The sequence below is a fragment of the Nocardia sp. NPDC004718 genome (assembly GCF_053601535.1).
The window spans coordinates 35,689-47,898 of sequence record NZ_JBSGCA010000051.1 but is presented as its reverse complement, the minus strand read 5'-3'; the positions used below and the strand labels follow the sequence as shown (position 1 = coordinate 47,898).

The following is a 12,210-nucleotide window of genomic DNA, read 5'->3' as shown; positions in this document are numbered from 1 at the left end:
GCGGAGGGGGGGTATGCGCGGGCGGTGGGTCCGATGCAGTTCTTGCCGGGGACGTGGGGGGTGTATGCGGCGGATGGTAACGGGGACGGGGTGGCCGATCCGCACAATGTGTTCGATGCGGCGTTGGCGGCGGGGAAGTATTTGTGTTCGGGGGGTTTGGATCTGCGGGATCCGGCGCAGGAGTTGCGGGCGGTGTTGCGGTACAACAACTCGATGGCGTATGCGGCGAATGTGTTGAGCTGGGCTCGGGCGTATCGGTCGGGTGGTTCGCCGACGCAGGTGCGGGTGTCGCCGGATCTGGTGGCGCCGGGGTCGTTGCCGCCGGTGGGACCGGGCACGGACATGACCGCGGTGCGCACCACCACCCCGACCACCGATCCGGCCGGACAGTATCGGGCGCCCCGGCCGCGGCCGCAGCCGACGCAGGTGATGATCACGCTCCCAGGTCTGCCGCCGATCCCGTGCGGGATCTTCTGCCCGGCTCCAGCGCCGGTGAATCCCTGTGTCGGGCAATCGGTTCCCGCTCCGATGCCGTTCCCGGACCTACCCGGGACCGCCCGCGTACCGCTCGCACCGCAGCAGCCTTACGGCGCCACACCGACCGAGCCGCGCAACCCGGGTTCCACCGGTCCCGCCGGGGCGGACAAACCCGCGGAGGCCGCTACAGCGGGACAACCCGGCGTAGCGGGACAACCCGCCCCCGCAGGACAACCCGGCACACAGGACCAGCTCGCCGCCGGATGCGGACAGCCGGACACCACGCTCGCCACCGCCGAACCCGCCCCCATCCCGGGTGACCTACCCGCCCGCGACAACGAGTCTCGCGCCGAATCCGAATCCGAACCCGAACCCGCCACCACCACACCACCCGCACCGGAACCCGAATCGGCGACCGCCGCCGAACCCACACCCACGCCGCCGCCCGGAATCACCCTGCCGTTCGGCATCGTCATCCCCCTTCCCGCGCCACCCGCGCCCCAGCAGTGATTCAAACCTGACATCAGATCACGAAGCAGTAACAAACAGATCTCGGATGCGGTACCCTTCCTCTTGGTTCCATAACAACGGGCTCACAGCGAGCCATGGGAGGGTCACCACACCGTGGGGCGTCATCGAAAACAACCGCCTGCCACCGTTCGACGGAGTTCCGTCATCGCGTTGACCGGATTGGTTCCCGCAGGGCTCGTATCCGTCACGGCCGCCTCCGAGGTAGGCGAGGCAGCGCCTCTCGCGACCGCCGTACATACGCCGGAAGGCCAGGACGTTCAGGGCGCCGCGCAATCGGTGGTCGAGCCCGTGGCCGGGACCGAATTCCTCGCTCACGCAATGGCCAAGGCCGCGCCCACAGCGACACCCGTGGTGAAAACCGTTGCGCTGCCCAGTGGTCGGCAGGCCGCCGCCATGCAGGCCGGGCCGCTGGGCGTCCCCGGCATCGCCGTCGCCGCCTATCAGAACGCGGAACGGGTCCTGGCCGCCGAGAACCCGGTGTGCGGCATGCCGTGGTCGCTGCTGGCCGGTATCGGCCGGGTCGAGTCCACCCACGCGTACGGCGGCAAAGCCGACGCCGACGGCAACCCGCTCAGCCCCGTCTACGGCCCCGTGCTGGACGGTTCGCTCAACGGCAACCACGTCGTCCGGGATTCCGACGGCGGCGCGCTGGACGGCTTGGACAGCTACGACCGCGCGATCGGCCCGATGCAGTTCCTGCCCGACACCTGGAAGCGCTACGGGGCCGACGGCAACGGCGACGGCATCGCCGATCCGCAGAACCTCTTCGACGCCGCGCTCACGGCGGGGAGGTACCTCTGCGACGGCGGCCTGAACATGCGCGACCTGGCGCAACAGTCCAAGGCGATCCTGCGTTACAACCACTCCATGGCGTACGTCGCGAACGTCATGGCATGGGAGACCTCCTACAGCACGGGGGTCGCACCCCGGGCCGGGGACCTGCCCAAAATTTGACACGCCTAAAATTTCGGCCATGCCAGTGGTTACGGAATCGGATGTGCGGGGTGCCCTCGCGAAGGTCGACGACCCGGAGATCCGCAAGCCGATCACCGAGCTGGGCATGGTGAAAAGCGTCGTCATCGGCGCCGATAGCGATGTCCACGTGGAGATCTATCTGACGACGGCGGGCTGCCCCCTGCGCACCGAGATCACGCAGCGGGTGAGCAAGGCCATCGCCGACGTGCCTGGTGTGGGCGCCGTCAGCGTCGACCTCGACGTGATGGACGACGAGCAGCGCACCGCACTGCGCAAGCAGCTGCGCGGCGACTCCGCCGATCCGGTCATCCCCTTCGCCCAGCCCGGCTCGCTGACCCGCGTCTACGCCGTCGCCTCCGGAAAGGGCGGCGTCGGCAAGTCCAGCGTGACGGTGAACCTCGCCGCGGCCATGGCCGCGCGCGGCCTGTCGGTCGGCGTGCTGGACGCGGACATCTACGGTCATTCCATCCCGCGCATGCTCGGCACCGACGCCAGGCCGACGCAGGTGGAGCGGATGATCATGCCGCCGGTCGCGCACGACGTGAAGATGATCTCGATCGCGCAGTTCACCCAGGGAAACACCCCCGTGGTCTGGCGCGGCCCGATGCTGCACCGGGCGTTGCAGCAGTTCCTCGCCGACGTGTTCTGGGGCGACCTCGACATCCTTTTGCTGGATCTGCCGCCGGGCACCGGCGACGTCGCGATCTCCATCGCACAGCTGATCCCGAACGCCGAGATCCTGGTCGTCACCACCCCGCAGCCCGCCGCCGCGGAGGTGGCCGAGCGGGCGGGCGCGATCGCGTTGCAGACCCGGCAGCGCATCGCGGGCGTGGTGGAGAACATGTCCTGGCTGGACCTGCCCGACGGCACCCGGATGGACCTGTACGGCTCCGGCGGCGGCCAGGCCGTCGCCGACCGGCTCACCCGCGCCGTCGGTGCGACCGTGCCGCTGCTCGGTCAGATCCCCATCGAACAGGCGCTGCGCGAAGCGGGCGACGAAGGCACTCCGATCGTGCTGCGCGATCCGGACAACCCGGCCGCCAAGGCCCTGCTGGAGGTCGCCGACAAGCTCGCCGTCCGCCGCCGCGGCCTCGCGGGCATGTCCCTCGGCATCGACACCACCCGGCATTTGTAGGGGGGCACGCCTGAGCCCGCCTGTCGGTGCTCGCGAATAAGCTCGGTCCCATGCTCACCATGCTGTTGTACGTGCTGATCGTCGGCTTGGTCGCCGCGGTGCTGTTCCTACTGGCCAGTGCGGTGTTCGGGCGTGCGGAGGAACTCGGGCCGCTGCCGGAGGGTACGACGGCCACCGTGCTGCCGGTGGAAGGGATCACCGGGGCGGACGTGCGCGCGTTGCGATTCCAGCAGGTGGTGCGCGGCTACAAAGCCGGAGAGGTGGATTGGGCGCTGGCCCGGCTGGCCGCGCGGATCGATGAGCTCCAGCACCAGCTGGCCGAGGCGCAGGCCGCGCGATGGCAGACGCCGATCGCGCCGGAGTCGAAATGAGCGCCCTCGCCGACGACGGACTGATCCGCTGCGCGTGGCCGCTGGATTCCCAGCTCTACCGGGACTATCACGACTACGAGTGGGGCAAGCCCCTGCACGGCGACGACGCCTTGTTCGAGCGGCTCTGCTTGGAGGCGTTCCAATCCGGGTTGTCCTGGCTGACCATCCTCCGCAAACGCCCGGCCTTCCGCGCGGCGTTCGCCGATTTCTCGATCGCGCGAGTCGCGGAGTTCGGTGACGCCGACGTCGCCCGGCTGATGGCCGACGCGGGCATCGTCCGCAACCGCCTCAAGATCGACGCGGCCATCGCCAACGCACGCGTCGCGCGTGACCTCGACGTCGGCTTGGACGAGTTGCTCTGGTCGTTCGCCCCGCTGCCGCGCCCGCGCCCGCGCTCCGGCGCCGAGGTGCCCGCCACCACGCCCGAATCCACCGCCATGGCAAAAGAATTGAAACGGCGCGGATTCCGGTTCGTCGGACCGACCACGGCGTACGCCCTGATGCAGGCGACCGGAATGGTCGATGATCATGTGGCCGACTGCTGGGTGGGCAGCGCCCGGCCCGAGACGGGCCGACCGGTCACTTTTTGAACTCAGCTATCCGTCCCTATCGGCGATAGGGAAGAATGGGACGGGTGTAGCTCGCCAAACGCCGGCGAGCTCGCTGGTTGGTGACAACTGGAGTTCCAAGAAAGTGCGCAAGGACCGCGCAGATCTGGAGGGAGCAGAGGATGGCGGCCATGAAGCCCCGTACCGGGGACGGTCCCCTCGAGGCAACCAAAGAAGGGCGTGGAATCGTAATGCGGGTTCCACTCGAGGGTGGCGGGCGTCTGGTCGTCGAGCTCACGCCGGACGAAGCAGCGGCGCTCGGTGACGAACTGAAGAGCGTCACGAGCTGAGTGGCCGCGGCTGAGCACTCGGCCCTCGCCGACGCGGCCGACGTCTTGGCCTGCCCGGAATGCCTGCGGGCGCACCGGGACGCCGCGTCGCTCGCGCTCGAACCGCGGGATCGAGCACTGCGCTGCGGTCGCGGCCACAGTTTCGACGTCGCCAGGCAGGGTTACGTCAGCCTGCTGACCGGCGCGTCGACCAAGATGACCGGGGACACGGCGGCCATGCTCGACGCCCGCGCCGCCTTCCAGAGCGAGGGCCACTTCAGGCCGATCGCCGACGCTGTGGCGCGCGCCGCCACGGCGCGCCGGACGGACGGTCCGGTGCTGGAGGTCGGCGCGGGCACCGGCTACTACCTCGCTCGGGCACTCGACGCCGCTCCCCCGGCTGTCGGCATCGGGCTGGACGTGGCCAAACCCGCCGTCCGGCGGTGCGCCCGCGCGCACCCGCGCGCCGCGGCGGTGCTGGCCGACGCGTGGCGCGGGTTACCGATCCGCGACGGCGCGCTGGCCTGCGTACTCTCCGTCTTCGCTCCGCGCAATCCCGGCGAGATCGCCAGGGTGCTCACCGAGGACGGTCGCTTCGTTGTCGCCACACCCACCGAGCGCCATTTGGGCGAACTGATCGAGCGGCTGGACATGGTGCGGGTCGACCCCGACAAGAACAGCAGGCTCGACGCCGCGATGACGGGGCATCTCGAACCCGTGGACCGGACATTGATCGAGTATCCGATGACGCTCGCCAGAACCGATGTCGAACACGTGGTCGGCATGGGTCCGTCCGCGCATCACAAGGCCGCCGGAGCGGAGCGTCTCGCGCGGTTGCCGGAGACCGTCGAGGTCACCGCGTCGGTCGTCGTCGGCACCTACCGCCGGGCGGCGTGATCGCCCGGCTCAGCCTTTCCTGACCTCGTCGTAGACCGCGACCGTGCGCGCCGCGATGCGTGACCAGTCGAATTCGGAGATCGCGCGCTCACGCCCCGCGACGCCCAGCCGGGCGGACAGCTCCGGATCACCGGCCACTTCGTTCACGGCGGCGGCGAGTCCGTGCTCGTAGTCCTCGGCGGCGCCCGCGTCGTAGTGCACCAGTCGGCCGTTGCGGTCGTCGACCACCTCGGGGATGCCGCCCACGTCGGAGGCGACCACCGCGGTCGCGCAGGCCATCGCCTCCAGATTGACGATGCCCAGCGGCTCGTACACCGACGGGCACACGAACAGGGCCGCCGCGGCGAGAATCTGCCGGATCCGCTCGGTCGGCAGCATCTCGCGCACCCAGAACACCCCACCGCGCCGCTGTCGCAGCTCCTGGACCGCCGCGGCGACCTCCTGCGCCAGCTCCGGCGTGTCCGGCGCGCCCGCGCACAGCACGAGTTGGATGTCGGGGTCGAAGTCGCGGGCGGCGGCCAGCAGGTGGCCGACGCCCTTCTGGCGCGTGATGCGGCCGACGAAGGCGACGAGGGGAAGGTCGGCCCGCACGCCGAGTTCGGCGAGCACCGACGGCTCGTCGTCCGCCGGGGGGCCGGGATGCCAGACCGCCCCGTCGATGCCGTTGTGCACCACGTGCACACGGTCCGGGTCCACCGCGGGGTAGGCGTCGAGCACGTCGTGGCGCATGCCCTCGCTCACCGCGATGACGGCGTCGGCGTGCTCGACGGCGTTGCGCTCCGACCAGGACGAGAGCCGGTAGCCGCCGCCGAGCTGCTCGGCCTTCCACGGCCTGCGCGGCTCCAGGGAATGGGCGGTCAGCACGTGCGGGATGCCGTAGAGGGCCGCGGCCAGATGACCGGCCAAGCCGCTGTACCAGGTATGCGAGTGCACCACGTCCACATCGCCCACCGCGTCGGCCATCCGCAACTGGGCGGACATCATCTGCAGCGCGGCGTTGGCGGCGTAGAGCGACGGATCCGGTTGGTGGACCACGGCATCGGCGCGGTCGATACCCATGCAATGCACGGTCACCTCGCACAGTTGACGCAAATGCGCCGTCAACTGCGTGACGTGCACCCCGGCCCCGCCGTACACCTCGGGCGGATACTCGCGGGTCAGCATCGCGACGCGAAGCCGGTCCCGTTCGCCGGAATCCACCGGCGAACGTCCGCCACTCGTGCCGAAACTCACCGATCCAAACTAAACGTTCGCGTCCGCGGCGGCCACTCACGGGCGCTCCACCCGGTAGTTTGGCAGGTGTGAGGAGCCAGCCGCACGTACTCGGAATCGTGCTCGCCGGTGGTGAGGGCAAGCGACTCTTTCCACTCACGGCCGACCGCGCCAAGCCCGCCGTCCCGTTCGGCGGCGCCTACCGTCTCATCGATTTCGTACTCAGCAATCTGGTCAACGCGGGTTTCCTGCGGCTGTGCGTGCTCACCCAGTACAAGTCGCATTCGCTCGACCGGCACATCTCGCAGACCTGGCGGTTGTCCGGTTTCGCGGGCGAGTACATCACCCCCGTGCCCGCGCAGCAGCGGCTGGGACCGCGCTGGTACACCGGCAGCGCGGACGCGATCCTGCAATCGCTGAACCTGATCTACGACGAGGACCCGGAATACATCGCGGTTTTCGGCGCCGATCACGTCTACCGGATGGACCCGGAGCAGATGGTGCGCCATCACATCGATTCCGGCGCCGGCGTGACCGTGGCCGGCATCCGGGTGCCGCGCAGCCAGGCGAGCGCGTTCGGCTGCATCGACAGCGACGAGTCCGGCCGCATCACGCAGTTCCTGGAGAAGCCCGCGCATCCGCCCGGCACCCCGGACGACCCGAACGTCACGTTCGCGTCCATGGGCAACTACGTCTTCACCACCAAGGTGCTGGTGGACTCGATCCGGGCGGACGCGGACAACTCCGACTCCGACCACGACATGGGCGGCGACATCATCCCGGCCCTCGTCGCGGCGGGGCAGGCCGGTGTCTACGACTTCGCCGACAACGACGTGCCGGGCGCCACCGACCGCGACCGCGGCTACTGGCGCGATGTCGGGACCATCGACGCGTTCTACGACGCGCACATGGACCTGGTCTCGGTGCATCCGGTGTTCAATCTCTACAACCGTCACTGGCCGATCCGCGGGGCGGCGGAGAACCTTCCTCCCGCCAAGTTCGCCCAGGGCGGGCTGGCGCAGGAATGCATCGTGGGCGCGGGCAGCATCCTGTCGGCCGCCACCGTCCGCAATTCGGTGCTCAGCGGCAACGTCATGGTCGACGACGGCGCCACCGTCGAGGGGTGCGTGCTCATGCCCGGCGTGCGGATCGGGCGCGGCGCGGTGGTGCGGCGCGCCATTCTGGACAAGAACGTCGTCGTCGGCGAGGGCGAGATCATCGGGGTGGACCTGGCGCGCGACCGCAGCCGCTTCGCCGTGAGCAACGGCGGTGTCGTCACGGTCGGCAAGGGCGTCTGGGTGTAGTACCGCCTGGACCGGGCTAGGGCGCGCCCGGCTCGGGCGCGGGCGAATTGATGCAGAACGGCGCGCAAGGGCCCGGGGTGCGTGGCACGGTGGATTTCGAGGCGCCACCGAAATCGGCGGTACTCACCAAATAGACCACCAGCACGGCGAACAACAGCACCGCGGCGAAAGCGATCATGGTCCGGCCCCAATGAATCGGCTTCGGACGACGCTCGTCCTCGTCCCAGAGAAACATCATCATCACCATGCCGCACCCGCCTCCGGATCCACTCGGAACATGACTTCCACCAGTATCGGGGATCTTCGGTCTTTCGCGGCATCATGCGCCGAACCGTGCTCGTTCGGTGGCTGTTTCGCGCACGCCGCCGGGTGGTGCGATTGCGATGAGAAACGGCACGGCGGCCAGCGATTCCGGAAAAACTTCGGCAGCAGACGTATTCGGCCGGATTACGCGCGCGGTCGACGGCGGGATTACGGGGCCGGCGGGGCGACGTTCTGGGTGCAGAACGGCTCACAGGGACCGGGCGTCGGCGTGGTTTTCGCCGGGCCGGTGTCGAAATCGGTGTTGCTCACCACCACCATCACCAGCACCGCTCCCAGAATCACGAGCAGCAGGGCCATCATCGTCGGCCGCAACCAACTCGTGCGCCGTTCGGTCACGACTTCCCCCATGGCCGCTACTTCGAGGGGTGTTAGTTCACGCATAACTGTTTTCCTCACTGAGTTCTTTCTCAGCGCATACCCCGGATTCCGGGGTGGAATCAGACTGTCACGCGAATCGCTAACCGCGTGAGGCGCAAAGCAATCCGTCGCCGACCGGAATCAGCACACAGGTGAGTTCCGGATTCTCCGCGATGGCGCGGGTGGCGGCGCGCACCGCCTGTGTGGCCGGATCACGTTGCGCCGGATCGGGTACGCGCCCGCCCAGCAGCGCGTTGTGCAGCAGGATGGCGCCGCCGTTGCGCAGCAGCCGCACGGCCTGAGCGACGTACTCCGGGTGTTCCAGCGGCGCGGCGTCGATGAAGACCAGGTCGTAGGCGCCGTCGGCCAGCCGGGGCAGCACGTCCAGCGCCCGCCCGTTGATCAGGCGGGTGCGCGCTGGCGGGATGTCGGCGGCGCGGAACGCCTCCTTGGCCGCGCGCTGATGTTCCGGCTCCGAATCGATGGTGGTGAGCGTGCCGTCCTCGCGCATGCCGTCGAGCAGCCACAGACCGCTGATGCCCGCGCCGGTGCCGACCTCGACCACCGCGCGCGCACCGAGCAACTGCGCATACATGCTCAGCAGCGCACCCACCGAGGGCGGCACGGGTATCGCGCCGAGTTCGGCGGCCCGTTCCCGCGCGCTGACGAGGATTTCGTCTTCCACGACGGATTCCTCCACATAGGCGAGATTCCGCTCCAGATTCGATGCCACGGGTATGAGGCTAACGCCGGGCGGGTGATCTCGGCGTTCCGGACAACACGCGCCGCCCGCCATTTCCGCCGCCGGTTTTCTCAGGTGACCCTCAGCATCTCCATAACCCGGCCATATCAGGACCAGAAAGAGTATGGGCAACGCAAGACCACCGACCGTGCCTTAACACGGGACGCGGGAACAACGACATACCGGTTGTCGGTTGTATCCGTACGTGACGGACCGTAGACCCGGCCCCGAGCGAGTTCCCGACGTTTGCGGTCCCTAGTAGGAGGTAGCCCCATCCACATGGTCGATGCGGCGCGCGAATACGCCACCCTGCCCGAGCAGATCCTGCCGGTCGAGGCCGAGTCCGCCGAGGACGCGGTCGAGCTGACCGGGACTGCTGCCTTCGATGCCACCGGTGACCGGACGGCGATGCCCACCTGGGACGAACTCGTCCGCGAGCACGCGGACCGGGTCTATCGCCTGGCCTACCGACTCTCCGGTGACGCACAGGACGCGGAGGATCTCACCCAGGAGACGTTCATCCGGGTGTTCCGTTCGCTGTCGAATTACCAACCGGGCACCTTCGAGGGATGGCTGCACCGCATCACCACCAACCTGTTCCTGGACATGGTGCGCCGCCGCAACCGGATCAGGATGGAAGCGCTGCCCGAGGACTACGACCGGGTGCCCGCCGAGGGCCCGGGGCCGGAACAGGCCTACCACGATGCCCGGCTGGATCCCGACCTGCAAACGGCCCTGGATTCGCTCGCGCCGGAGTTCCGCGCGGCCGTGGTCCTGTGCGATGTCGAGGGGCTGTCCTACGAGGAGATCGGCGCCACGCTCGGCGTGAAACTGGGCACTGTGCGCAGTCGGATCCACCGTGGACGCCAAGCCCTGCGCGACTACCTTGCGCATAATGGAAGTGAGCAGCGGTTCGCCGCTGACGCGAACATAGGGTGATTCGTCGGAAGCCGGCATCGCCCGAACATCGGTCGATGTCGGTTGGAAGGGTGAGCACCGAATGAGTGGCGACTTCAGCACGTCCGGTCGTCGTCCGCCCCGTTTTCGCCCCACCGAGCATCTGGCGAGCGAGGCGATCGCGGCGTACGTGGACGGTGAGTTGCGGATGAACGCCTACCTGCGTGCCGCTCAGCATCTCTCGCTGTGTCCAGAATGCGCGGCAGAGGTCGATGCCCAGCAACAGGCGCGCATCGCACTGCGGCATGCAGGCCAGGTCGCGATTCCGACCGGGCTGCACGACAGCCTGACCAGGATTCCCCTCGCGGAGTTGCCGGGCGGCGCGTCCAGTGGCCGGACGCCCTCGACCTCCGGTCAGTCCGGGCGTAACGAAGCGGTTTTCGGGTTTCTGACCGATTCGTTCACCGCGACCCGGTGGACCACGTGGTGGCGCAAGTAGAGTTTCCCGAGTGACCACCGAATCGACGAATTCCGGATCGGCCGACACCTCGGATTCGGCGGCCAACCGCGGGAATCTCCGTCCACCGGACGCACCCGTGCTCGGTCCGCGCCCGGTCTACCGGCCCCATGTCGACACGCACACGGCGCGGGCCTTCCGCAGACCTTCCGGCCTGTCCGGTTCGTTCGCCGAGCCGCTGCCACGTCGTCAGGCGGGCGCGGCGCCGCAATCCGGTCCCGAACTGCAGAACCGTCCGCCCGACGCGGTGCTGGCCGAGGCTTTCGGCCGTCCAGAAGGCTCCAGCGAACTCCTGCAGCGCGATCCCGACGCGGCCGGTGGCCAGGCTCCCGCCTCGGGACCGGCCGATCCATGGCGCGACCCCGAGGCGGTCGCGCGCCTCGGAGCCCCCGCGGTGCCCACACCCAAACCGCAGGCGCTGCCGCAGGCCGGGAAGCTCAGCGCCCGCGAAGTGCTGTTCGGCTCCCGAGTCGCGCCCAAGGCGCTGGCCATGCTCGCGCTCGTCGCACTCGTCATCGGCCTGCTCGGCGGGCTGGTCGGCCGCCTGACCGCGGAGACCGCCTCGACGCTCACCTCCCGCAAGGTGGCCCTCGAACAGGGCGGCGACGGCGGCCGCCCGCACGGCCTGATCGCACAGGTCGCCAACGCCGTGCTGCCCTCGGTCGTCTCCATCCGCGTGACCGTCGGTGAGAACGGCGCCACCGGCTCCGGCGTGGTGATCGACGGCGGCGGCTACGTCGTCACCAACAACCACGTCGTCTCGATGGCCGCCCAGGACAAGACCAACCGATCCGCGATCCAGGTGCAGTTCTCCGACGGCACCAGGGTGCCCGCCCAGATCGTCGGCCGCGACCCGAAGACCGATCTGGCCGTCCTGAAGGTCGATGTGAAGAATCTCACCGTCGCCCAGCTCGGCAAATCCGGCAACGTGCAGGTGGGCGACGACGTGCTGGCCATCGGATCGCCGCTCGGCCTGAGCAAGACGGTCACCTCCGGCATCGTCAGCGCCTTGCACCGCCCGGTGAAACTGGAGGGCGAGGGCAGCGACACGAAGGCCGTGATCGACGCCGTGCAGACCGACGCGTCGATCAACCCGGGTAACTCCGGTGGCGCTCTGGTGGACATGGACGGCCGCGTCATCGGCATCAACACCGCCATCCGCAGCGAGACCGGCGGCTCGGTCGGCCTCGGCTTCGCCATCCCGGTGGACAAGATGACCGAGGTCGCGCAGACCTTGATCCACGACGGTGTCGTGCACCATCCGACCATGGGTCTGTCCCTCCGCACCAAGACGGTCGCCAATGACGTCATGAGCGGAGCCGCGGTGGCCGACGTGTCGCCGAACGGCCCGGCCGCGCGGGCGGGCATCGTCGAAGGCGATGTCATCGTGCGCGTCGGCGATCGGGAGGTCACCAGCTCCGATGAGTTCACGGTGGCCGAACAGTCCAGCAAGATCGGCCAGACCGTGGTCGTCCAGCTCATCCGCGACGGCCGCCGAGTCGACGTCCCGGTGACCCTGGAATCCGACTAGCAGTTCCCCGCGCCAACGAATAACGCAGAACCCCAGTTATTTTCGCTGGACGCCGCAAAAACG

15 protein-coding genes are annotated in these 12,210 nt (G+C 68.9%); 11 read left to right on the top strand and 4 right to left on the bottom strand.

Annotated elements, in window-relative coordinates; all coding sequences use genetic code 11:
• The 7 genes from ACWEH3_RS29350 to ACWEH3_RS29320 all read left to right on the top strand — a co-directional run.
• Positions 1–987, top strand: a 987-nt coding sequence (locus ACWEH3_RS29350) for a lytic murein transglycosylase (protein WP_450026692.1), incomplete at its 5' end; no start/stop codon positions are given.
• Between the two features lie 114 nt (positions 988–1,101).
• A complete protein-coding gene (locus ACWEH3_RS29345) occupies positions 1,102–1,962 on the top strand; it encodes a lytic transglycosylase domain-containing protein (protein WP_450026694.1) in 861 nt (286 codons plus the stop codon).
• A gap of 19 nt (positions 1,963–1,981) precedes the next feature.
• Positions 1,982–3,118: an Mrp/NBP35 family ATP-binding protein gene (locus ACWEH3_RS29340; RefSeq protein ID WP_450026696.1), complete on the top strand. Its 1,137-nt coding sequence runs from the start codon at positions 1,982–1,984 to the stop codon at positions 3,116–3,118.
• 50 nt (positions 3,119–3,168) lie between these two features.
• Complete coding sequence (locus ACWEH3_RS29335; protein WP_039800550.1) at positions 3,169–3,489, top strand: DivIVA domain-containing protein; 321 nt, start codon at positions 3,169–3,171, stop codon at positions 3,487–3,489.
• Positions 3,486–4,079, top strand: coding sequence for a DNA-3-methyladenine glycosylase I (locus ACWEH3_RS29330; protein ID WP_450026698.1), 594 nt, complete (start codon positions 3,486–3,488; stop codon positions 4,077–4,079). Before ACWEH3_RS29335 ends, ACWEH3_RS29330 begins: the two co-directional genes overlap by 4 nt.
• A 140-nt stretch (positions 4,080–4,219) precedes the next feature.
• Positions 4,220–4,387 (top strand): DUF3117 domain-containing protein, encoded by a 168-nt coding sequence (locus tag ACWEH3_RS29325; RefSeq protein ID WP_011211259.1) that lies wholly within the window; start codon positions 4,220–4,222, stop codon positions 4,385–4,387.
• Positions 4,388–5,263, top strand: a complete 876-nt coding sequence (locus ACWEH3_RS29320; protein ID WP_452358420.1) for a putative RNA methyltransferase — start codon at positions 4,388–4,390, stop codon at positions 5,261–5,263.
• A gap of 9 nt (positions 5,264–5,272) precedes the next feature.
• Here ACWEH3_RS29320 and glgA read toward each other — a convergent pair whose 3' ends face one another.
• On the bottom strand, positions 5,273–6,427 hold the full coding sequence (gene glgA / locus ACWEH3_RS29315) for a glycogen synthase (protein ID WP_450022885.1): 1,155 nt from the start codon (positions 6,425–6,427) through the stop codon (positions 5,273–5,275).
• A 137-nt stretch (positions 6,428–6,564) separates the two neighbouring features.
• On the opposite strand from glgA, the gene glgC reads away from it, so the two are divergent.
• Positions 6,565–7,779 carry a glucose-1-phosphate adenylyltransferase gene (glgC, locus tag ACWEH3_RS29310; RefSeq protein ID WP_450022822.1) on the top strand — a complete coding sequence of 405 codons (1,215 nt, stop codon included), beginning with the start codon at positions 6,565–6,567 and terminating at the stop codon, positions 7,777–7,779.
• A 16-nt stretch (positions 7,780–7,795) separates the two neighbouring features.
• Here the strand turns inward: glgC and ACWEH3_RS29305 are convergent, their stop codons facing one another.
• From ACWEH3_RS29305 to ACWEH3_RS29295, 3 genes are all read right to left on the bottom strand, one after another.
• A complete protein-coding gene (locus tag ACWEH3_RS29305; protein ID WP_356966614.1) occupies positions 7,796–8,026 on the bottom strand; it encodes a hypothetical protein in 231 nt (76 codons plus the stop codon).
• A gap of 224 nt (positions 8,027–8,250) precedes the next feature.
• Positions 8,251–8,484, bottom strand: coding sequence for a hypothetical protein (locus ACWEH3_RS29300; protein WP_356966616.1), 234 nt, complete (start codon positions 8,482–8,484; stop codon positions 8,251–8,253).
• A 76-nt stretch (positions 8,485–8,560) separates the two neighbouring features.
• On the bottom strand, positions 8,561–9,193 hold the full coding sequence (locus ACWEH3_RS29295) for an O-methyltransferase (protein ID WP_450022825.1): 633 nt from the start codon (positions 9,191–9,193) through the stop codon (positions 8,561–8,563).
• Between the two features lie 288 nt (positions 9,194–9,481).
• Here ACWEH3_RS29295 and sigE point away from each other — a divergent pair, with 288 nt between their 5' ends.
• The 3 genes from sigE (at position 9,482) to ACWEH3_RS29280 (ending at position 12,147) form a co-directional block, all read left to right on the top strand.
• A complete protein-coding gene (gene sigE / locus ACWEH3_RS29290) occupies positions 9,482–10,141 on the top strand; it encodes an RNA polymerase sigma factor SigE (RefSeq protein ID WP_450022827.1) in 660 nt (219 codons plus the stop codon).
• Positions 10,142–10,202: 61 nt separating this feature from the next.
• A complete protein-coding gene (locus ACWEH3_RS29285; RefSeq protein WP_450022829.1) occupies positions 10,203–10,598 on the top strand; it encodes a hypothetical protein in 396 nt (131 codons plus the stop codon).
• 10 nt (positions 10,599–10,608) lie between these two features.
• Positions 10,609–12,147: a trypsin-like peptidase domain-containing protein gene (locus ACWEH3_RS29280; RefSeq protein WP_450022831.1), complete on the top strand. Its 1,539-nt coding sequence runs from the start codon at positions 10,609–10,611 to the stop codon at positions 12,145–12,147.
• Positions 12,148–12,210 lie beyond the last annotated feature (63 nt).